Annotated in this window: 17 protein-coding genes and 1 tRNA gene; 8 read left to right on the top strand and 10 right to left on the bottom strand. The window is 31.5% G+C overall.

Annotation, left to right across the window (positions count from 1 at the left end):
- Positions 1–461: 461 nt before the first annotated feature.
- The 3 genes from Q0049_RS07695 (at position 462) to Q0049_RS07685 (ending at position 3322) form a co-directional block, all read left to right on the top strand.
- Complete coding sequence (locus Q0049_RS07695; RefSeq protein ID WP_298118279.1) at positions 462–1520, top strand: hypothetical protein; 1059 nt, start codon at positions 462–464, stop codon at positions 1518–1520.
- Positions 1521–1616: 96 nt separating this feature from the next.
- Positions 1617–2891 carry a Y-family DNA polymerase gene (locus Q0049_RS07690; protein ID WP_298118276.1) on the top strand — a complete coding sequence of 425 codons (1275 nt, stop codon included), beginning with the start codon at positions 1617–1619 and terminating at the stop codon, positions 2889–2891.
- Positions 2882–3322 (top strand): LexA family transcriptional regulator, encoded by a 441-nt coding sequence (locus Q0049_RS07685; RefSeq protein ID WP_298118273.1) that lies wholly within the window; start codon positions 2882–2884, stop codon positions 3320–3322. The genes Q0049_RS07690 and Q0049_RS07685 overlap by 10 nt, the downstream gene beginning before the upstream one ends.
- Before the next feature lie 5 nt (positions 3323–3327).
- Here the strand turns inward: Q0049_RS07685 and Q0049_RS07680 are convergent, their stop codons facing one another.
- The 7 genes from Q0049_RS07680 to Q0049_RS07650 form a co-directional block, all read right to left on the bottom strand.
- On the bottom strand, positions 3328–4998 hold the full coding sequence (locus Q0049_RS07680; RefSeq protein WP_298118271.1) for a sodium/sugar symporter: 1671 nt from the start codon (positions 4996–4998) through the stop codon (positions 3328–3330).
- 1 nt (position 4999) lies between these two features.
- On the bottom strand, positions 5000–6052 hold the full coding sequence (locus Q0049_RS07675) for a UDP-glucose--hexose-1-phosphate uridylyltransferase (protein WP_298118268.1): 1053 nt from the start codon (positions 6050–6052) through the stop codon (positions 5000–5002).
- A gap of 48 nt (positions 6053–6100) precedes the next feature.
- The gene (galK, locus tag Q0049_RS07670) at positions 6101–7270 is read right to left on the bottom strand and encodes a galactokinase (protein WP_298118266.1); all 1170 of its coding nucleotides are present in this window, start codon (positions 7268–7270) and stop codon (positions 6101–6103) included.
- A 198-nt stretch (positions 7271–7468) separates the two neighbouring features.
- Complete coding sequence (galA, locus tag Q0049_RS07665) at positions 7469–9868, bottom strand: beta-galactosidase GalA (protein WP_298118264.1); 2400 nt, start codon at positions 9866–9868, stop codon at positions 7469–7471.
- A gap of 5 nt (positions 9869–9873) precedes the next feature.
- A complete protein-coding gene (locus tag Q0049_RS07660) occupies positions 9874–10881 on the bottom strand; it encodes a glycosyl hydrolase 53 family protein (RefSeq protein ID WP_298118263.1) in 1008 nt (335 codons plus the stop codon).
- Between the two features lie 2 nt (positions 10882–10883).
- The gene (locus Q0049_RS07655) at positions 10884–11960 is read right to left on the bottom strand and encodes a glycosyl hydrolase 53 family protein (protein WP_298118261.1); all 1077 of its coding nucleotides are present in this window, start codon (positions 11958–11960) and stop codon (positions 10884–10886) included.
- Between the two features lie 3 nt (positions 11961–11963).
- Positions 11964–13007, bottom strand: a complete 1044-nt coding sequence (locus Q0049_RS07650) for an aldose epimerase family protein (RefSeq protein WP_298118259.1) — start codon at positions 13005–13007, stop codon at positions 11964–11966.
- 103 nt (positions 13008–13110) lie between these two features.
- Here Q0049_RS07650 and Q0049_RS07645 point away from each other — a divergent pair, with 103 nt between their 5' ends.
- Positions 13111–14109 (top strand): GntR family transcriptional regulator, encoded by a 999-nt coding sequence (locus Q0049_RS07645; protein ID WP_298118257.1) that lies wholly within the window; start codon positions 13111–13113, stop codon positions 14107–14109.
- A 37-nt stretch (positions 14110–14146) separates the two neighbouring features.
- Here the strand turns inward: Q0049_RS07645 and Q0049_RS07640 are convergent.
- Positions 14147–14226: transfer RNA gene (locus Q0049_RS07640), tRNA-Leu, on the bottom strand.
- 384 nt (positions 14227–14610) lie between these two features.
- On the opposite strand from Q0049_RS07640, the gene Q0049_RS07635 reads away from it, so the two are divergent.
- The 4 genes from Q0049_RS07635 (at position 14611) to Q0049_RS07620 (ending at position 17625) form a co-directional block, all read left to right on the top strand.
- Complete coding sequence (locus Q0049_RS07635; protein WP_298118255.1) at positions 14611–15552, top strand: ribose-phosphate pyrophosphokinase; 942 nt, start codon at positions 14611–14613, stop codon at positions 15550–15552.
- Between the two features lie 30 nt (positions 15553–15582).
- Positions 15583–16191, top strand: a complete 609-nt coding sequence (locus Q0049_RS07630) for a 50S ribosomal protein L25/general stress protein Ctc (protein WP_298118253.1) — start codon at positions 15583–15585, stop codon at positions 16189–16191.
- Between the two features lie 285 nt (positions 16192–16476).
- Positions 16477–17043, top strand: coding sequence for an aminoacyl-tRNA hydrolase (pth, locus tag Q0049_RS07625; protein ID WP_298118251.1), 567 nt, complete (start codon positions 16477–16479; stop codon positions 17041–17043).
- Between the two features lie 45 nt (positions 17044–17088).
- Positions 17089–17625 (top strand): hypothetical protein, encoded by a 537-nt coding sequence (locus Q0049_RS07620; protein WP_298118249.1) that lies wholly within the window; start codon positions 17089–17091, stop codon positions 17623–17625.
- Positions 17626–17689: 64 nt separating this feature from the next.
- On the opposite strand, the gene Q0049_RS07615 is transcribed toward Q0049_RS07620, so the two are convergent.
- Positions 17690–20407: a reprolysin-like metallopeptidase gene (locus tag Q0049_RS07615; protein WP_298118247.1), complete on the bottom strand. Its 2718-nt coding sequence runs from the start codon at positions 20405–20407 to the stop codon at positions 17690–17692.
- 172 nt (positions 20408–20579) lie between these two features.
- A complete protein-coding gene (locus Q0049_RS07610; protein WP_298118244.1) occupies positions 20580–23675 on the bottom strand; it encodes a T9SS type A sorting domain-containing protein in 3096 nt (1031 codons plus the stop codon).
- Between the last annotated feature and the right edge of the window lie 15 nt (positions 23676–23690).

The raw sequence follows: 23690 nt of genomic DNA, 5'->3' as shown, positions 1-23690 counted from the left end.
AAGTACAAAGTTTAAAATATTAAGAAACCCAATGACTAAAAGTTGTTGGGTTTTTTATTTATATTTGGATAAATTAGAAATAGATGAAAATTATTGATGAACTTGAATTTAAAAGTATCATATATTCAAAAGAAAAATCAATTTCAAATTGTAAAATTGAATTTGACAAATTTACTAATATTGATTTAGGCGAGATCAAGAATGATTTCGTCTTCGAAAATATAATTTTTTCTGGAAAGAGATTTAGCTTTTATAAAAATAAAGATAAATACTCCAACTACATTACATTCAAAAATTGCACTTTTTTAACAGACTTATTCATAGGAGATTGTACTTTTCAGAGCCTTTATTTTGTGTCAAATCAATTTGATTGCGAATATGTAATTATAAGAAATTGCAATATTTTGGAGATAAATTTTAGTGAGGAAAATGTTTTTAGAAAGGGAAATTTAAAAATTGATTTGTCAGAAATAAAAAATTTAGATTTTGAAAATATAATTTTTAATGAATTCTCAAAAATCCAACTAATTAATTCAAATTTCTCAGAAAATGTATCTATTGTAAGATGCAATTTAAATCAAGTTTTGTTTTCTCATTGTTACTTTAAAAGTCATTTTGATTATTTTGGAAATACATTTAATCATATAAATAATTCTGCTTTTTTTAATAGATGTGAATTTAATTACTCTAGTTTTTTTGAATCTAAATTTAATAATGATACACACTTTGCGAATTGTAAGTTTTTGAATGTAACTAAAATAGAAAACACTGGTGATGAAATAAAAACAATATTACGATTTGATGATTGCGAATTTTTAAGTCAAGTAAGTTTTAATAAATCTAGAATTCATAAAATATCATTTAACAACATAAAATTTAATGACATTGTATCTTTACAAGAAACCTATTTTGATATTGTAGATATAGACAGAACAATTTTTGAGAAACAAGCAAACTTTGATGATATTCAAATTAAACAAATATATAATTGTAACCGAAGGACTATTCGAACTATTAAATTACAACTTCAGAAAGCTGAAAATAAAATTGACTATAATAAATTTAGGGTATATGAATTTAATGCATATAGAGAAGATATAAGAAAACAATTAAGAGAGTTTGAAAAAGATAAAGACCATCTGAATCATCGCATAAGAGAACCTGAACAATTAAAAAGAGATGCTTTTGTTTTATGGATAAGCGATGTGGTTTCAGAATATGGAACAGATTGGAAAAGAGCATTAAAATTCACTTTGTTTTGGGGATTCTCCATATATTTTCTTTTTTATATAATTGAAAATTATAATCATACTGTTGAAATTTTAAATTTGGACAATTGGACTCATTTTATCTCTGGTTTATTTAGATTTTTCTTAGTTACTGATTTTTATAATCCATTAGAAACTGATAGAGTTTACTTGACAAATCCTTTAAGTTGGTTAATTTTTATTTTTGGGAAAATTGTAATTGCTTTTGGCATTTATGAAATGATTCAATCTTTTAGAAAATTTAAAGCTTAATCTTTAAACCCGATGACGAAAGTTGTTGGGTTTTTATTTATCAACAATCCAACTATTTAACAATTGTGAAATTTAATTATTGACTAATTTTGTACTATGTATGCTTTAGTCGATTGTAACAATTTTTATGCTTCGTGCGAACGTGTTTTCCAACCTCAATATAATGGAAAACCGGTTGCTATTTTGTCTAATAATGACGGTTGTGTCATCTCTAGAAGTAACGAAGCTAAAGAAGTTGGTATTCCAATGGGCGCACCAGAATTTAAAATTCGTGAATTGATTAAAGAGAAAAATGTTAAAGTATTTTCTTCTAATTATCCACTGTATGGCGATTTGAGTAATCGTGTGATGAAAATTCTTGAAGGTTTTACGCCTAATGTAGAAATTTACAGCATCGATGAAGCTTTTCTAAACTTTGACGGAATGTCAATTTCTGATTATCATGATTATGGTATTCAGATGAAAAAACGGGTACAAAAATGGGTTGGAATTCCCGTTTGCGTTGGATTTGCTCCAACCAAAGCACTATCAAAAGTAGCCAACAGAATTGCTAAAAAATTTCAAGACAGGACACAAGGAATTTATGTAATTGATACCGAAGAGAAACGCATCAAAGCTTTAAAATGGACCAAAATTGAAGACGTTTGGGGAATTGGTTTCCGATTGAGAAAAAAAATGATGGCGCACAATATTCTCACTGCTTACGATTTTACCAAACCTCAACACGAAGCTTGGATAAGAAAAGAAATGGGCGTTATTGGCATGCGATTGAAATATGAATTAGAAGGAAAATCGGTTTTAGATTTAGAACCCATTCGGGAACAAAAGAAAAGTATTGCAACAACAAGAAGTTTTCCAAAACAGATTTCAGAATTTGATGATTTACGAGAACGCGTGGCTACCTTTTCAGCGGTTTGTGCCGAAAAATTACGCAAACAAAAATCGTGCTGTCAAACGATAATTGTAATGTTAGTCATTGATAAACACAAATATGAATCTCAAAAATATTATTTCAATAAAGCTGTGACTTTACCCTATGCAACAAATTCAACTTTAACAATTTCAAATGTTGCCATATCCATGTTGAAAGATTTGTACAAAGGCAATGAAGGAATTAAATTCAAAAAAGCTGGTGTAATAGTTACCGAATTAATTGATGAAGATAAAAAACAGCTTCAGTTGTTTGAAGAAGAAAATCCGAAGCATTTGGCAATCATGAAAGCAATGGATTTTTTAAATGCTAAAATTGGAGATCGAAAAGTAAAGTTAGGAACACAAAATTTGAATCTCACTTGGAATATGAAACAAAATCATTTATCACCAAGATATACCACAAGATTTAACGAAATTCTAGAAATAAAATGTCACTAAAAAAAGAACCTTCTTTAACTTTCTTCCGTCCTGATTTAGAAAGCGAATTGAAAATACCTTACATAAAAGAAGGCGTTTCTGCTGGATTTCCATCACCAGCAACCGATTTTATGGAAAGTGGCATCGATTTGAATAAAGAATTGTGTAAAAATCCATTATCAACTTTTTACATAAAAGTTAATGGAAATTCTATGATAAATGCCGGAATAAACAATAAAGATATTCTTGTAGTTGACCGAAGTTTAGAACCTCAAAACAATAAAATTGCGGTTTGTTTCATCGATGGTGAATTTACCGTAAAACGAATTAAAACCGAAGAAGATTGCATGTATTTAATGCCTGAAAATAAAAATTATCAACCCATAAAAGTCACTGACGAAAATGAGTTGATAATTTGGGGAATCGTTACTTATGTGATTAAAAACTTATAATATTTTTACCAAAAAACAGTATATAAAGCTGCCGTAACTGCAACAATCACAAGCATTCCTACAGTGAAACTTGGTGACATTTTGAACATCGTTTTATCGACTTCTAGACCATTAGTTTGAACACCTTTTTTAGTTTCATAGATACTAATAAAGTACATTCCGATAACGCAAATTAAAAATACAAATCCCATTCTATCAATAAACGGAATTTCATAAACGCCATTAGCATTTGGCACCGCAAATCCCATCGGATTCAAAAACGATAAATCAACGAAAGCTGGCATGAATTTGAAAATGATTGAAAGAATAAATCCGCCAATCGTTGCAAACAAAGCGGCATTTGAAGTAGTTTTTTTCCAAAAGAAACCCAAAATAAACATGGCAAAAACGCCAGGACTTACAAAACCAGTATATTCTTGAATGTATTGAAAACCACCTTTTTTATCTATTCCTAAAAATGGCGCTACAACAACGGCTATAATCATTGCCGTAATTATTGTTAGTTTTCCAATGTTTACTAATTTTTTCTCGCTTGCCTCAACATTAATTTTTTCTTTATAAACGTCCAATGTAAAAATCGTTGCTATACTATTGGCTTTTCCTGCCAAAGAAGCTACAATCGCTGCGGTCAATGCTGCAAACGAAAGTCCTTTTAATCCAACAGGTAATAAATTCAATAAAATAGGATAAGCTCGGTCTGGATTTACACTTCCATCTTGTAGCATTTCCGTTTGAAAATGTCCATTTTGATATAAAACATAAGCGGCAATTCCTGGTAAAACAACTATAATTGGCATCAATAATTTTAAGAAAGCGGCAAATAAAATTCCACCACGAGCTGTTTTTAAATCGGCACCTAAAGCTCTTTGAGTAATGTATTGGTTGCAACCCCAATAATTCAAATTGATAATTAACATTCCACCAATTAGTACTGAAAGTCCTGGTAAATCCATATAATTTGGATTGGTTTTATCAAAAATCATATGAAAATGGTCATCTGCCTTGTCTCGCATAATTGTAAATCCGTTGATAACTCCATCAGAACCAAATTCGGTTGCAACTAAATTTAATGCTAAATATGTGGTAATCAATCCGCCTAAAATCAAGAAAAACACTTGAATAACATCGGTGTAACCAATAACTTTCATTCCGCCAAGCGTTATCATAACTGCAAAAACAGCCAAAAAAATCATACACAAAGTAATATTCAAACCTGAAATACTACTAATTGCTAAAGCACCTAAATATAAAATAGAAGTTAGATTTACCAATACATACAATAACAACCAAAAAACAGCCATAATCATTGCAACGTTCCCATTATATCGTTGCTTTAAATATTGAGGCATGGTAAATATTTTGTTTTTGAGATATACTGGCATGAAGAAAATTGCCACGATTACCAGAGTAATTGCTGCCATCCATTCGTAAGTGGCAATAGCCAACCCCATTTTGAAACCACTTCCGCTCATTCCAATAAACTGCTCAGCACTGATGTTACTTGCTATTAAAGACGCTCCAATTGCCCACCAAGTTAGCGAACCTTCGGCAAGGAAATAATCGTTACTACTGGTTTGTGCTTTCTTTTTTCGGTTGTAAATCCAAAATCCGTAACCTACAATTATTATAAAATAGAGGAAGAAAACAATATAGTCTTTGGTTGCTAAGGTTTGCATATTAGTTGGTTTTAGTTTTATAATGTTGGTTTGGTAAGTCTCTTAGAATTTTAGCACTTTGTTCGGGTGAAATATCACGTTGGGCTTCAGCCAACATTTCGTAACCGACCATAAATTTTTTCACAGTAGCACTTCGCAATAATGGTGGATAAAAATGCATGTGGAAATGCCATTCTGGATGCGAAACTCTATCCGTTGGTGATTGATGAATTCCTGCTGAGTAAGGAAAGGACGTTTCAAATAAATTATCATATTTAACTGTAATTCCTTTTAGAATCTCGGAAAATGCTTTCGTTTCGTCATTAGTCATTGCTATGATATTTCCAAAATGTCGTTTGCTTACAATCATGGTTTCATAAGGCCAAGTTGCCCAAAACGGAACTAAAACTACAAAATGCTCATTCTCAATAACAACACGTTCTTGCAACTTTAATTCTTGCTCAATATAATTTTTCAACAAACTGGATTGATTTTTATCGTAGTAAGAACGTAGGTTTTTTTGTGTTTTTTCTATTTGAGTTGGTAAAGAAGATTGTGCCCAAATTTGACCATGTGGATGTGGATTGCTGCAACCCATTACACTTCCTTTATTTTCAAAAATTTGAACGTAATTGATGAAATCTTGACTTCCCAATTCGATATATTGCTCTTTCCAAACTTTAACCACTTTTTCAATATCTGAAACTTCCATTTCTGGTAACGTGAGATTATGTTTTGGTGAAAAACAAATGACTTTATTGATGCCACGTTCTGGTTTTAACTGAAATAAATTGTTGGAATTATTTTCAAAATCAACCTCATCTCGCAACAAAGCAGAAAAATCATTTTCAAACACATAACAATCAGTATAATTGTCATTTTTTATACCATTAGAACGCACATTTCCCGAACACAAATAGCAATTGGCATCGTGTTCTGGACGATTGTCTTCTGCAATTTTCTCGTTTTGACCTTGCCATGGACGTTTTGCGCGATGTGGCGAAACCAAAATCCATTCGTCTAACAACGGATTGTATCTTCTATGTGGATGTTCGTTATGGTTGAAGTTTTGCATAGTCTTATTTTTTAAACCTGACAGGTTTTAGAAACCTGTCAGGTTTAATTAATTCTTATATTCTGATGTTCCTTTGGATATTTTTACTTTGTATGATTTTAATTCAATGCCAAATTTAGAACGATATTGTGCTGAAATTTTTTCGATTAGTTCCTTCTCTGAACCTTTTTCTACTAGGTTTATAGAACAACCTCCAAAACCGCCACCCATTATTCTTGCTCCTAAAACTGAAGTTTCATTGGCTACAGCATCGACTAAAAAATCCAATTCCTCACAACTCACTTCATATTCTTTAGATAAACCATGATGTGTCTCTGTCATTAAACTTCCTAATCTATTAAAATCTGAATTTTCTAGAGCATCAACTGCATCTTGAACGCGTTGAATTTCTTTTACTACAAAATGGCATCTTTTGTAAACAATTTCTCCTAGCTCACTTTTAAGAGCATTTACCATTTCTTCTGTACAATTTCTAAAGGTTTTTACTTCTGGGAAATGACTTTTTATAATGGCTAAACCTTGTTCTACCTCGTTTCTTCTATCGTTGTAACCTGATGTTAAATGAGTATGTTTTACACTACTATCCAATAAAAGTAGTGAATATTTTTTGAAATCTGCTTTATGATATTCGTATGCTAAAGTATTACAATCGAGTTTGATTACTTTATCTTTCTTACCAAAAACAGAAGCAAATTGGTCCATAATTCCACAATTTACTCCAACAAAAGTATGCTCAGATTTTTGTCCGATAAGCGCTATTTCTTCTTTGGTTAAACCTAAACCAAACATTTTATTAAAGGCATAAGCAAATCCACATTCTACTGCAGCAGAAGATGAAAGTCCGGAACCAATAGGAACAGAACTACTAAAAACTGCATTAAATCCGTTATCAAATTGCTTTTGATCTTTCAGTTGTTGCAAAACTCCTAGAATGTAATTAATCCACATGATTTGATTTGGAACTAAAGTATCTTTCAAGTTAAATTCGAAAACCTCATTTAAATCTTTGGCTATGATTTTACAATCGGAATTTTTATTAGGTGAAATCGCGATGCAAACGTATTTATTAATTGCAGCTGGCAAAACAAAACCATCATTATAATCAACATGTTCACCAATAATATTGATTCTTCCTGGTGAAAGGAAAATATGCTCGGGTTTATTTTGAAAGGATTTTTCAAAATGCTCCGATGTATTTTGTATTAATTTTTTCTTCATTTTATGCTGAACTTGTTTCAGTATCTTTTATTAATTATTCCCAAAACCTTTTTATGTTTTTTAACCACATAGAAACATAGATTACAATGTGATTACAAGATTTAAATAGAAATTTCATTTTTCACATAGCTATGAAATCTATCTTAAGCAAAGCTTCTTTAAAACTTTTATTTCTATGTTTCTATGTGGTTAAAATTATTATTTCATGCTCAAATTAACTGTTGTTGATTGCAATCCATTTGATTTTACCTCCAATTTTACATCTCCAACTGTTTTTCCGGCTTGAATAATCACTTGACATTTTCCGTTGAATGCACTTCTTTGCCAAGCACCATCAGCACATTTATCAGTTTCATGAGAACTTGGATCACCATTTCCAACACCAATAATTTTAGCATCGCCTGTTAGTTTGAAATAAACCATATTATTTGCATTTGGAACTTCTCTTCCTTTATCATCAACAATGGAAACATTCACCACAACACCATCTTTACCATCAGCTAAAACCGAAGATTTATCGGCCACAGCAATAACTTTTGTAGCGTAATTTGTAGTTTCCACTTTTGAAGTTAATTTCTTTCCGTTTTTATAAGCAACTGCTTCTAAAGTTCCTGGCTCATAGTTGACTTCCCATTGTAAATGGCTGTTTCTTGGCATCACTTTTTTACCCAAACTTTTTCCGTTAAGAAATAATTCAACATCGTCAGCATTGGTATTTATCCAAACATCAATAGGTTTTCCAACTTTCTCAGGCCAATTCCAATGTGGTGAAATGTGCAGAATATCTTCGTTTGTCCACCAACTTTTATAGTAGTAATAAATGTTTTTTGGGAAACCACAAACATCTAAAATTCCGAAATGCGAACTGATATTTGGCCATTTATAAGGTGTTGGTTCACCACGATAATCAAATCCTGTCCAAACAAAACCTCCAAGCCAATAGTCATTTTCTGCTGCTAATTTCCACCAAGTTTCGGCTTTGCTTGCCCACCATGGATGCGTTATATCTTGATCTGGAACGTAAGCTCTAATTTCATCTTTTTCATAAATTCCTCTTGTCGTTACAGTACTTCCCATTTCGGTTCCAAGCAATGGTTGATTGGGATGATCACGATGATAGTCGGCAACGGCATATTCTCGATAATTAAATCCACGAATCGGAATTACTTCATTCACGCCTTTGAAATCATTTGCCATATCGGCAGCATAGGTTGAAGTTCGAGTTGGATCTAATTCTTCTTGAATGGCTAAAAGTGATTTTGCAATTCTTTTTCCGTAGTCGTTTCCTTGAATGTTTTGTTCTTCATTTCCAATGGACCATAAAAAAACAGAAGCATGATTTCTATCTCGTTTGAGTATTCTTTTAAATTGGTCGATATACTCTGGACTGCTGTTTAGCAAACGTTGTTCGTCTAAAACCAACATTCCCAAACTATCGCATGCTTCAAGAAGTTCTGGAGTTGGTGCGTTATGACTAGCTCTGTAAGCATTGGAACCCATTTCTTTCAGTAATTTTATACGATAATATTGCATAAAATCTGGTAATGCACCTCCTATTCCAGCGTGGTCTTGATGGTTATTTGTTCCTTGAATTTTGATTTTTTTTCCGTTTAAGAAAAAGCCTTCTTTGGCATCGAATTTAACCGTTTTAATTCCGAAACGAGTTTTTGTTTGATGTAGAATTTGGTTTCCCGATTTTATTACAGAAACTACTTTATACAAATACGGATTTTCAAGTGACCAAAGCGTAACATTGTTCAGATTCAAATTTTGCTTAATGATCATTTTTCCGTTAACCGAAAGAGCTACTTTTTGTTCTGAAGTTTTGCCGATTTGCTTGCCGTTTCTATCCGAAATTATGGAATAAACAACGGCATTAGAAGATTGTAGATTTTTATTTTCAACCTCTGTTTCTACAGTTACTGTTGCATTTTTACCGTTTACTTTTGAATGAACAAAAACACCATCTTTTGGAATGAAAACTTTATCAGTAACATTCAACCAAACGTGACGATAAATTCCGGCACCTTCATAAAACCATCCTTCATACTGTGTGGCATCTACTCGAATTACAATGACATTATCGCCTTCAAAATTTAAATAATCTGAAACATCATAAGAATTGCCAATGTAACCACTAAAATTAGTTCCCACATAAAATCCGTTGAACCAAATTTCCGCATTTCTGTAAATTCCGTCAAATTGAAGTTCAAATCGTTTTCCATCATCTCTTTTGTCGACAGAAAAATGTTTGCGATACCAACCAATACTCGTTTCAGGATAAGCACCGCCAACAGGTTTGTAACCGTGACTATCCATTTCAACTTGATCTGATTTTACAAAAGGAAGATCGACAACCCAATCGTGTGGAACGTTGATTTTTTTCCAAGAAGTATCTACAAATTTTGGGTTTACAATAGTAGTAGCATACACATTAGACTTGTGAAGCAAGGCTGTTTTTCCATAATCGAAATCTTTGGAAACATCGGCTGCATTTCCAAAATGAAATTTCCAATCTTCGTCTAAACTGATTTTTTTCTGAGCAAAAGTTGTACTTAGACTCATTAGAATTAGAGTAAAATAGTATATTTTTTTCATCGTAATTAGTCTTTAAATGCATCTAATGCTGGTGATGGTTTTCCGTCAGCTTGCCATGCGCTTAAACTGTAACCACTCCATGATTTTGCGCCTTGTGGTTCCCAATACATTACTCCCAAACCTCTTTTATTTGGAACTCTTTTTACTGCTTCAATGGTAGCTTTTAACAATTCATAAGTGTTTTGAACTTTATCGTCTTCACCACCAACTTCAACAATCATAACATCTTTATTGTATCGATTTACCATATCGTTAAGATTGAATTCTAAATCGGCAATGGTTTCTGAATAATCTTTTTTAATCCAATATGGATAATAGGAAAGTCCGATGATGTCATATTTTACCTTTTGAGCTGTGGCATTATCGAAGAATGTTCTGAATTTTGCATTGTTATTTCCTTCATCAACGTGAACAATTACTTTGATTTTTTTATCCACAGCTTTCACTGCATCATAGCCTTTGTTTAAAAGTTGTCCCAGTTGGTTCCAATTATCAGTGCTTCCATCGGGCCAAAGCATTCCTCCTGGAATTTCGTTCCCAATTTGAACCCATTCTGGAATTACACCTGCATTTTTTAAAGCAGAAATTACTTCAAAAGTATGATTGTAAACATCGTTTAATAATTCAGGAAACGAATGATTTTTCCATGCTGCAGGTTTATTTTGTTTTGCAGGATCAGCCCAAGAATCGGAATAATGAAAATCAATCATTATGCGCATTCCCATTTTTTGAGCACGCAATGCCATGGCTACAGTTTCATCTTTACTACAATGCCCGCTTGCTTTATCATCGTTTGGATTTACCCAAACACGCAAACGAATTGAATTCATTCCTCTATCTTTAAGTAGTTGCAAACATTCTTTTTCGGTACCATCTTGGTCATAAAATTTATAACCTGTGGCTTCCATTTGAGGTAACCAACCAACATCGGCACCTTTTGCGAAAGCAGCTTTGTAAACAGTACATGATGTCAAAATCAATGCAATTGATACTACATAAAATAAATTTTTCATGATTAATTTTGACTAAAAGCATCCATTACTGGAAGCGCGTTGTAATTGAAATCCCATAACGCTTGATTTTCCCATGAGGAACCATTTGTTGATTCTGTTCCTCTAAAAGCAACCCATTCTGAACCCCAATAGCAAAAACCTAGTCCATGAGAATTTTGTTTTACAAGATTTTTTATAGCTAATACAAAATTTTTCTGACCTTCATTAGTTGCTGGATACGTTGTAATCAATTGATCATTTTGTCCTACAATATTATTAGTCCAATCGTTCCAACTTAATGTAAAAGGATAAGCTGTTTCTGCGATTATAACTTTTTTGTTGTGTGTTTGTCCTAAAGAAGTAATTGAAGAATTTACATCTGCAAGATTTTTTCCGTGCCAAATTGGATAATAAGACAATCCGATATAATCATAATTTATACTGCTCATTTTATTGAAAAACCATGTAGCTCCACTTCCAATTCCTGCATAATGAAGTATTATTTTTGTATTAGGTTTTTGAGTTCTAATTTTAGCACTTATAGCAGCAATTAATTGTAAACTCTGACTTTCATTATTGATTAAATGTCCTTGAGGCCAAAGCAATCCGCTGTTGATTTCATTACCAATTTGAATAATATCAGGATTGATTTCTGTTAAAATGGTTGACGTATAATTTACTGCTGCAGTTTTTAAATCAGTAAAACTTAAACTTTGCCATTCTGCTGGAGTTGTTTGATTAGCTGGATCTGCCCAAGTATCAGAATAGTGAACGGAAAGCCAAACTTTAAATCCAGCATTTTTAGCTCTTGTTGCTAATGTTTTTACCTCATTAAAAGTAGATTGGTTTACAGTTGGATTTTTCCATAAACGAATTCTTATGGTATTACAACCTGCATTTTTTAATGTTGTTAATGCATCTTGAGCTACACCATTCTTTTTGTAAATAGTGCCTTCACTTTCGATTAAGGGTAAAAAGGAAACGTCTGCTGCACGAATAAAATCATCCGTTGGTGTTGGATTTGGTGTTGGTTGCGTATCATCACTTGACGAACATGATACTAATGAAATACTGAAAATTAAAATAAAAAGCTTTTTCATAGGTTATAATTTTTCAAATTTGAATATAGTTTTATGATGGTAGGTTTCGTCTTTTTTTAAAATAGCATTAGGAAAATGTTTGTGATTTGGCGCATCTGGAAAGTTTTGTGCTTCAAAACAGATACCACTTAACGGATGATAACTAGCATTTCCCTTTCCTTTTATTTGATTAAAACAATTTCCTCCAACATATATATGAATTGCGGGTTGATTTGTATAAACCGACATTCTTAAATTATTTTTTTTACTTTTTAGAATAACCGAAACAGTATCCTTATCATTTAAAACAAATGTATTATCAATTTTAGTTGGACATTCTTTAGATGAATTAAAATCGAATGGGCTTCTTGCGACTTCAAAAAATCTACCTGTTGGAATATTTTCAATATTGGTTTCTAAAGTTTTGGATGAATTTACAAATAAATCTTGATTTACAATATCTTCAGATTGTCCATCTAAGTTAAAATAGCTATGTTGTGTAAGATTTATAATGGTATCTTCAGTAGATTTTGCAATCATATCTACTTTCAATTCGTTATCTTCTGTAATGGTATAAGTAACTTGTGTTGTTAATTGTCCTGGAAAATTTTCTTCATTAGCAGCACTAATATATTCTAACGTAATTGCATTTGATGTAACATTCTTTACATTCCATAACGCTTTACTAAATCCATTTATTCCACCATGAAGTTGATGAGAACCATGATTTTTAGTAAGTACTATTTTATCTTCATTTAAAATGAACTCAGCATTATTTATTCGTCCTGCATATCGTCCAACTATGGTGCCTAAATAAGGAGCATTTGGTAAATTAAATGATTGAATATAATTCTCTAAAGTTTCAAACCCTAAAACTACATCAACTTTTTTATTTTTTGAAATAGGAATTTTTACTGAAGTGATTACTGCTCCATAATTAATAACCTCAACTTCAAGACCATTTTTATTTGATAAATTGTAACTAAATACTTCCTCACCACTTGGTAAACGACCAAATGATTTATCTTTTTTAAGTTCTTTAAAATGCGAATTACGAATTTTTAACATCGTTATTTTATTAATACAATATCAAAAGTAAAAAAATACATTTCTAAACCATACCAGTACCTACCAGTTTTTGTGTAAATTGCCACCAGTTAATTTATTTTACATGAAAATTATTACTGTTGACAATCACTCGAATTTACCTAAGTACAAACAAATAGTGTTTTCAATTGAAGCGGCTATTTCAGAAAATCGATTGAAAAAAAATGACAAACTACCTTCTGTTAACAAAGTTAGTTTAGAGTTTTCTATTTCAAGAGATACGGTTTTACTAGCTTATGATGAACTTAAAAAACGTGGCATTATTTATGCCATTTTAGGGAAAGGATATTATGTAAAAAGTGTTGAGTTCAGTTTTGAGCAAAGAATATTTTTACTTTTTGATGAATTAAATATTTTTAAAGAAGATATTTATAATTCGTTTTTAGAAAAGATGAATAACACGGCACAAGTTGATATTTTTTTCCATCATTTTAATCTTGAAATGTTCAAGAAATTACTGAATGAAAGTAACGGAAACTATTCAAAATACATCATCATGCCAACGAATTTAATTGGCGCAGCTACGTTGATAAAAACTCTTCCAAAACATGATGTTTATATTTTAGATCAAACAAATTCAGATTTGAAAGATTATCCTTCCATTCATCAAAATTTTGTAAAAGATATATACGATGCATTACAAAAAGGAAAATATCTGATTGACAAATATGAAAAGTTAATATTAATTTTTCCAGGATTTCGAGAACCATTAGGAATGAAAATTGGCTTTGTAAAATTCTGTAATGACAATCATTTGAATCATGAAGTCATCAATCAATTTGAAGAAAGAACGCTTATTAGAGGTGATATTTATGTAATTCCAGACGATAGAGATTTAGTTAAAGTCATCGAAAAATCAAAGATTCAGAATTTAAAATTAGGTATAGATTTCGGAATCATTTCCTACAACGAGACACCATTAAAAAAAGTTGTAGAAAACGGAATCACAACCATTTCTACAGATTTTAATGAAATGGGAAGACAACTTGCGGAAATGATTTTAGAAAATAAAAAAGTTCAAATAGAGAATAAAAACAGTTTGATTATTAGGAATTCTTTGTAAATAAAAAAAGCTCCTGAAAAATCAGAAGCTTTTTACGTACCCGGAGCCGGAGTCGAACCGGCACGGTTTCCCACAGGTGTTTGAGACCAGCGCGTCTACCAATTCCGCCATCCGGGCAGATTTTAGATGGATTAATAAATACTAATTTTTAGAAAAAATTAATTAAATATTTTGCCATCCAGACTAAGCTTCAAAAGGGAAATAAATATTTACCATTTTTGCTCTTGGAGACAGAAATAACAACAGTCATTTCATCGCATTAAAATTGATAAAAAATCAATTTGTTTTAACACGTTGCAAATGTAAAAAAATTTAATTCATATTTTAAAGAAAATAGTTAAAAATATCCTTTCACACTCGGATTTTATTTCTAAATTTGCACCTCGTTAAAACGACACACAACTAACTAACTACATTCGAGGCATTTAAATTTATTCTGCTCTTATAAAATTGAGAACAAATTAGAATTAAAATAGTTCGAATTAAAACAACAAAAATATAATGTCACATTTAGAACCAGAAGCAAAAATATTTGCCTGTTCACAAAGTGTTCATTTAGCAGAAGAAATAGCTAAAAACTATGGAATTCCGCTAGGCAAAGTAACGTTCTCAAAATTTAGTGATGGAGAATTTCAACCTTCGTTTGAAGAATCTATAAGAGGATTACGCGTCTTTATTGTTTGCTCTACATTTCCAACAGCAGACAATTTGATGGAGTTATTATTAATGATTGATGCTGCAAAAAGAGCTTCAGCAAGACATATAACACCTGTAATTCCTTATTTTGGATACGCAAGACAAGATAGAAAAGATAAGCCAAGAGTTCCAATTGGAGCAAAACTAGTAGCAAAATTACTAGAAACTGCTGGTGCAACTAGAATCATGACCATGGATTTACACGCCGATCAGATTCAAGGTTTCTTTGAAAAACCAGTTGACCATTTATTTGCTTCAACCATTTTCTTGCCTTATGTAGAAAGTTTGAATTTAGAAAATTTAACGATCGCATCACCAGATATGGGCGGTTCAAAAAGAGCTTATGCTTATTCTAAATTTTTAGAATCAGACGTAGTTATTTGTTATAAGCAAAGAAAAGCAGCTAATGTAATTGGTTCTATGGAATTAATTGGAGATGTAAAAGGAAGAAATATCATTCTTGTTGATGACATGATTGATACAGGAGGAACATTAGCTAAAGCAGCTGATTTAATGATTGAAAAGGGCGCATTAAGTGTAAGAGCAATTTGTACACACGCCATTCTTTCAGGTGACGCATACGAAAAGATTGAGAATTCTAAATTATTAGAATTAATAGTTACTGATTCTATTCCGTTAAAGAAAGAATCAAACAAAATAAAAGTGGTGAGTTGTGCACCTCTTTTTGCAGAAGTAATGCACATGGTGCAACACAACAATTCCATCAGTGGAAAATTTTTAATGTAATTTATTATTTATTAACTATATATTTTTACAATGAAATCAATTTCGATTAAAGGATCAGAAAGAGAAAACGTAGGCAAAAAGGCAACTAAAGCCGTACGTGATGCTGGAATGGTTCCTTGCGTAATTTACGGAGGAAGTCAACCAGTACATTTTCAAGCAGAAGCGAAAGCTTTCAAAAGTTTGGTTTACACTCCTAATGCGCATACAGTTGCCATTGATTTAGGAGGTAAAAAATTTGATGCAATTTTACAAGACATCCAGTTTCACCCAGTAAGTGATGCTATTTTACACATCGATTTTTTCCAATTATCAGAAGATAAAGAAATTATCATGGAAGTACCTGTAAAAATCACAGGAACTTCTCCAGGTGTACTTTTAGGTGGTGTTTTAAATTTAAATCAAAGAAGATTAAAAGTGAAAGCTTTACCAAAAAATCTTCCTGATTTCGTTGAAGCTAACATTTCTGAATTACAAATGGGTAACAAATTGTATGTAACTAAATTACCTACAAACAATTTCAAATTAATGCACCCAGACAATACTGTAGTTTGTCAAGTGAAGATTTCACGTGCTGCTATGAAAGCTGCTCAAGAAGCTGCAAAAGCAGAAAAAACAGCTGCAAAAGGAAAGAAAAAATAATTTTTCCAAAACCTTTATATCAAAGCATCAGTATTCATTTACTGGTGCTTTTTTTATTTGAAACGAATCAGTAGGAATTCATATAAACCCTTTTCCTGCTGTACATTACAATAAAAAATGGTGATTTCGACAGCCTCAATCACCATTTTTAATTTCCATTGCCATCAGGGTTAAACAGTATTCTATTTACATAAAATTCCATTTTCAAAACAATTATACTATTTTTACCACATGAATTGGTTTTCAAGAATTTTTAAACAAAACAACAAACAAGAAGAAACCCCAATGAAGAAATTCCTAATCGTTGGTCTAGGTAATATTGGTGCCGAATATGTAAACACACGACACAATATTGGATTCAAAATACTAGATTATTTTGCCAGAAAAGAAGCTATTTCATTTCAAACAGCAAAACTTGGTGATGTGGCTGAGTTTAAAACTAAAGGTCGAACTCTAATTTTACTAAAACCAAATACTTACATGAATTTAAGTGGAAAGGCGGTAAAATATTGGATGGAAAAAGAAAACATTGAAAAAGAAAATATTTTAGTCATTACTGATGATTTAAATCTCTCTTTTGGAGCAATTAGAATAAAATCAAAAGGAAGTGATGGTGGTCATAATGGTTTAAAAAACATACAATTACTACTAAATTCAACAGAATATCCAAGGTTTAGATTTGGCATCAGTGATGAATTTAAAAAAGGAAGACAAGTAGATTATGTTCTTGGAGAATGGAACGATGATGAAAAAACAAAATTACCAGAACGACTTGAACTTGGCGCACAAATCATCAATTCATTTGCTTTAGCAGGTTTAAACAATACGATGAATTTGTTCAACGGAAAATAAATGGTAAACTTTTTGCTTATCTTTAACTAAATAAAAATTATCAAGATGAGAAAATTATTAATAATTCCGATTTTGACTTTAATAACCGCATGTAACTGTCAAAAAAAAGTTTCAGATAAAACTTCTGAAATTAAAAAAGATGAAATTGTGACAAATTCGACCTGTCCATCTGATGGAAAATGTACAATTGAAGTCATAAAAAATAAAAGTTTAGAGGTAAAATCGGATGAATTTGGATCAAACTATTATAACTTAACTGATAATATGAATACGTCAGTTGTGTTATATAGATATAACAGAAATGTTGAAGAAGGTCTTCAAGATGCAAGTTATAAAGAAGAAATTATTTTTGAAATCAATAACAATGAAAAGCAATTATCTCTTTCTGATAGAGACTTACAAAAAACTAAAATGATATTTGGAAGAATTTGTTTTTGTCGAGGACAAACAGGATATTATAAAGTTCAGTCAGGTAAGTTATTCCTTGAAAACCAAAAAGAAAATATAATACTTGATTTGAATTTTAAAATAACAGAAGTTCCACAAGTTATAAATTCATTCAACTATACTATTTCAAAATAAAACTATTTTAAATATAAAAAGCCCAACAAATGTTGGGCTTTTACTTTTATGTTAACATTGATGATTACTCAACAACTATCTTCTTAACTTCTTTTCTATTTCCGTCTTGAACTGTAACTAAATAAACACCAGCTTGAACGTTATCAAGTTTTAAGTTTTCAGCAAACAATCCAGAATTTTGATAGTTTTTGTTGAAAATTTCTCTTCCTCTCATATCATGAACATTAATAAAAATTTCATTTGTAGAATTTGAGTTAAACTGTACGGTGAATTCACCATTATTTGGATTTGGATAAACAACAAAATTATCTAATCCAAAATCTTCCATAACTAATGTCGCTGTTTGAGCACATACTTCAATTGACCAGTTATTTATGGTTCCTATATCACCGTTAAAATAGTCCGCAGCTAATAAAGTCCATGTTCCATTATTATTTTTACCATTCAAGTTTGATAATAAACTAACTGGTTTCCATGTTCCAGAAGTCGCTGTACAACCTGTTGTAGGAACTGTTGCAGCAGCAGCATCATCAAAAACATATTGTAATGTTCCTGGTGCATTATCACAATTTCTGTTCCATAAACCAACTTGTGTTCCATCAGGATGATTCATTGCAATAACTAAATCTTCAATGTAAGCGTGTGTAAATCCTAATGTTACATTCACATCAGAAATTACAGATGCTGGAGCAGGTATAACTATAGTTTTACTAACAACAGCTCCAGGTATATTTGAACCTGTTCCATCTGGCACCGCTAACGCAGTATTATTTGAATATGTATTACATGCTGTAGAAACTGTATAACCTATTGCAATATTTTTAGAAACTGCATAGAAAATATTTCCAACAGCTTCAATTAAAATTCTACAATTAGGAGATGCTGGAGAAGGAACAACTATTGCTTGTGTTCCATCATTAGGTGTATTGGCTAATAATGTTGTAAAGTTTGCTCCTCCATCTGTAGAGATCAAAATATTTACATTAGCTGTATTAATACCGTTAGCTGTTGTTCCAGCAACATTCCAAGTAATTGTTTGTGTTGAACCTAATGGCCATGAAACATCTGCTACACTTGGACTTGTAATTGTGAATGGTCCAACATTAGCAAATGTAACCACATTATCTCTTCTAGCTGTTTGTCCTCCATTTGGAGTTCTATTATCCCTTACTGTCAAAGCAAAATTCATTGTTCTTGCAACAGTTGGAACAATTTCCCACGTAGGTGCTAAATTTCCGTTTAATACATCAGAAAATTTAGGAAAATATCTAACTAATGATGTAACTGGACTTAAAGATCTAAAATTGGTACTATTTGTTGCCGTTGCTGAAGGAAGAGGAGTTGAATTTGTATTAAAAGTTCCATTATTTTGTTCCCAACAATATGTCAATGCATCACCATTTGCATCAGTTGCTGTAGGTGCAGTTAATTTAAAAGCTGTACCAAAAGGAATGGTAAAATTAGATAAAGCGGCAACCACAGGAGCTGAATTTCCATTTGCCACACCAGTTACACAATTACCTGATCCAGTTATGTGTGCAACCATTTCTGCAATACTTACTGCATGGAAGTAATCATTACTATTTGACTGTACATCTTGTGGAGAACAAATTCCTGCATATGCCATAATTGTTGTACCACTTCCTGGTTCAACAGCAGTTGTATTACTTCTATTTCCTGTACAATTTCCTGTATCACCAGCAAATGTGTGATTTGCCCCGAATTGGTGTCCTACTTCATGAGCAACAAAATCAATATCATAAGCATCTCCAACTGGAGCTGGCGAACCCGTAATACCTCTTGCTTTTCCAGTAACACAAACTGATGGTCTTTGTGCTAAACCACCACCACCAGTACTAACTGTGTGTCCAATATCATAATTTGCTGAACCAATATTTGCATCGATGACCGTTTGACTTTCCCCAATCAATGCACTTGCATTAGTATTTGAGAAACTATCCGTGGTTATGAAAATTACTGCATCATTATTAGCAACAAATTGAAATCTTAATGACATGTCTTTTTCATATACACCACCAACTCTTGTCATTGTAACAGCCATTGCTGCTTGAACAGCGGCTTTCTTTTGAGCCGTTGTTGCTGTTACTGGAAGTGCTGCAGCTGTAATATGATATGCAGCATATTCTATAGTACAAGCCATTGCAAGTCTATAAGTTCTAAACAAACCATCTGAAGCTAACAAAGATGAAGCACTTCTTCCATTTAAATCATGACTATCTGAAGCTGAATCGTCAACTAAACATTGTCTTGTATGATCAACAGTTTTTACTAATTTACTCTTGTTGTATACAATATAATTATTTAAATTTTTTGTAAATGTATCTATCAAAACAGTGCCATCATTAGGAGTAAAAATCATAGCATGTAAACCGAAGATAGTTGTACTAAAATGCACTACAGAAATATTATCATCAACACTTTTCCCAACATAGGTCTTAATATCTGGAAATTTTGCTGCTAATTCAGGATGCAACAAAGAAGTTTCATAAATTTTAAATCTATTCATTTGTCCATTAGATAAAGGAAAAGAAATAATTAATGAAGAATCAGCTGTAACATCTCTCGATGGAGCACTTGAAAGTTGCTCTTTAAACAAATTAAAATCAAGAGAATAAATTAGTGACTCCGTTGGTTTAGAAGCCCTATCCATTTTTTCAAAACTTAGAAGTCTATCTTCCGATGTTTTGTTCCAAAGTGATTGACCATTCCCTTGCAAGGCAAAGAAAAAGCCAACAATTAAAGTAAGTAATAGTTTTTTCATTTTAGTTTATTAATAATTTAAGATTTCAAATATAATAATATTTATTGATTATTTAAAATATTTAACTATTTGCCATTTAAAAACTTAAAGTAATTAAAGACACTAAAACAAGAAACACTTTTTAAATATTTAAAAAGTGTTTCCTTAATCATTAGATAAATACTAAAATTACTTAATTTTTAATTAATAAGTTTTTTGAAACTTTAATATTACTAGAGCTCACTTCTACCAAAACCAAACCATCACTAACAGAAGGCGATAATTCAACTTCAATAGTTTGATTACCTTTTTTCAAATTGTAGGTCTCTTTAAATATTTCCTTGCCTTCTATTGTTCTAACAACAACTAATACCTTTTTATCAATATTATTTTCAATATTTATATTAAATTTTGAAGTTGTTGGATTAGGATAAATTGACACGTTATCTGATGTATTTTGATTAATTAAGTCGACTGAAGATCTTCCTGAGCTTGTTACAACTGTATTAGATATAACATCTCTTCCTGTTCTAGAACAAATAACTTCATCAGCTGGACCCATTATTCTTGGCGACAACTTAACTAAATAACTTCCTGCTGTAGGATAAGTGTGGGTAAAAGTAGTACCGCCGTTAAAAACTGACGTACCATCACCAAACTCCCAATACAACCTTAGTGGCGACATGCTACTTAGTGTACAATTTGGGTTAGTATTTAAAACATTAAAAGTAACTGTATTTCCAACATTTGTGTAAGTAAAATACATTGTTGACAAACAATTACATCCACAATCTTCTATTGTAATATTACTATAAATTGTAACTGAACAACCAGAACTATTTGTATAAGTATAGGAAATGGTATTAACCCCAAAAGGCATACTAGTGCTATTTAATGAGTAAACACCTCCACTGTACACAACACCTGTTCCAGAAAAAACACCATTTGTTGGTAAACCATCCAGATAAGTATTTAAATTTGACAAGATTTGTTGTTGACATAATGTTGATGGAAGAGTAAAAGATCCTCCGTTTAATGGTATTAGTGAAACATTGTCTACATAATAATAAGAGTTATTAGTACCATTAAAATTATAATACAAACAGCCATCTATCGATGTGGCTGCAGATTTAACCATTTCCTCAACACCATTTAATCCTCCTAAATATAGATATTCTTCACCTCCAATGGAATCAGTATTAAATGTCAAAACTATTTTTTCCCAACCATTGGAACATGTTGAAAATGTTGAATTTGTTTTCAACATATTAGGATTTGAAATCGGAATTTCTCCAGCACCTGCTGTAGCAATGATAGTTTTACTTAAATAAGCTTGAAATTTATTCGATAACATACTCACTCCTTCTGCTAAAGAAACATCAAAGCTTAGTTGATAACTAGAATTTGATGAAAGAGGTGTCTTCAACTTTGTTCTTATACTTTCATAATAATGATTATTAAATGGGCCGTTTACACTAAATAACATTCCTACATATGCACCATTGCTTAAAATATTATCATTTTCAAATCCAAAATAATTGCAAGGTACATCAACCATACTTGAAGTAGCGCTTGAATGCATGTAATCTGCTGATCCAAAATGAGCATTAAACCATCCACATGACAAATTTACTTGAGATAATTCTGATGGTAAACTAGAATAACTCTCAAAATTTCCATTACCTATATAATCACAAGCATTCATTGAAACACAATTATTAATAGCATCTACATAAACGTAAATATAAGTTATGTTTCCTTTCTGTGTTCCTGTACTATTTCGTGGAACATATCGTAAAAGATGCAAACCAGGAACTGAACTTGTAAAAGATACATTTGTTGTGGAACCAACGCCTGATGTTGCAGTAAAAGTAGCAGTGGTATCAAAAACATCTTGCAAACATTCAAAATTAGTTGAGGTACTCGTGTCATTACTCAAAATTCTTTTTGAAGTATCAGTAGAACTATTAATCACAATAGGTGTTCCAGCTGTACCAATATATTTGAATGTCCCATTTGAATTAAGTCCGTCATTTACACCTGCAACTGAAACTCCAGTCAAAACACCACCAGTGTATATTGCTGTCCCTTGATAAGTTGTGCTTACTCCATATGATGTTTTCAAACTGTAGCCTATATTTCCTAAAGCATTTCTTTCTTGCGGTTTTAAAAATCTTCTAATTACGTTTGTATCCATACTATATGTTAAGGTAAAATTTGGATTTGGCAAAACACATGTTCCTTCAAAATGGCTTAAGCTACTTGGAGGAGAAAAAGCCGTTGGTGTGTATACTTGAACATTAGTTAACCCGACAAATCTTATTGAATTAGAACAACTTGTGGGATTTGGTTGTAAAATACTTGTGTTTAAAGCAGGATTAAATCCATAATTATACATACTTCCTGCTGTGCCTGTTCCACAACCTGAACTAGTTAATAAAAATTGAGTATTGGCATTATTCTTTAAAAACCTATCATATCTATTATAATAATTGTATCCAGAATTAAATTTAGAGGTTCCAGTTGAACTTATTAAACTTGCAAATCCTAAAGAATGAGTAACTTCATGTAAAACCACTGAATATAAATCATAAAGATCAGGAAAAGATGTAATAGATAAATTTGTATTCCAATTTATTGGTGGTGTTGTGGCATTAAAATTAAAAGCCATCATTCCATGATAAAAAATACCCGATGTTCCAGAACTTATAGCTGAACTAACTAATGGAGAAACAACATTTGTATACGAATCAACACCAGTATGAATTGTTTTCCATATTTCATTGTCTACAATTCCGCCAAAACCCGCTGTTGTATTATAAGGCATACTATAGAAGGAACTAGCTAATCCTAAAACATCTGATGATGATTCGGGCGGAACAATATTATTAATATTTCTTACCCATATATTAACCTTATTATTTAAACCATTTGTAGTTAATGGAGTATTAATAAAGTTAGATAAATCTGTAAAAACTTGACAAACAACAGCTCTTCTGGCCATATGAGATGCAATAGAAGTGTTTTCCATTCCGCAACCATCTTCAAAATACAAATTAAAATATCCACATGTCATTGGTAATGGATTAGTGGATCTTAAAATTTGACCATTTTCATCTTTAATCTCTTTACCAACAACAATATCAGTAAGTTTATATTTGTTACCATAATGGTCAAATACATTTTCTAAAACACCGTTTGGGCTTAAATTTGTTTCTATTCCATTTGGTAAGTTTTGCCCAAAGGAGTTTAAAACAGTAACAACTAAAATTAAGAAGTACTTTTTCATAACTATCAAGTTTAA

The organism is Flavobacterium sp. (genome assembly GCF_027484205.1).
GTDB lineage: Bacteria > Bacteroidota > Bacteroidia > Flavobacteriales > Flavobacteriaceae > Flavobacterium.
The sequence above is the reverse complement of the archived record's forward strand: the minus strand, read 5'-3'. Positions and strand labels throughout refer to the sequence as shown.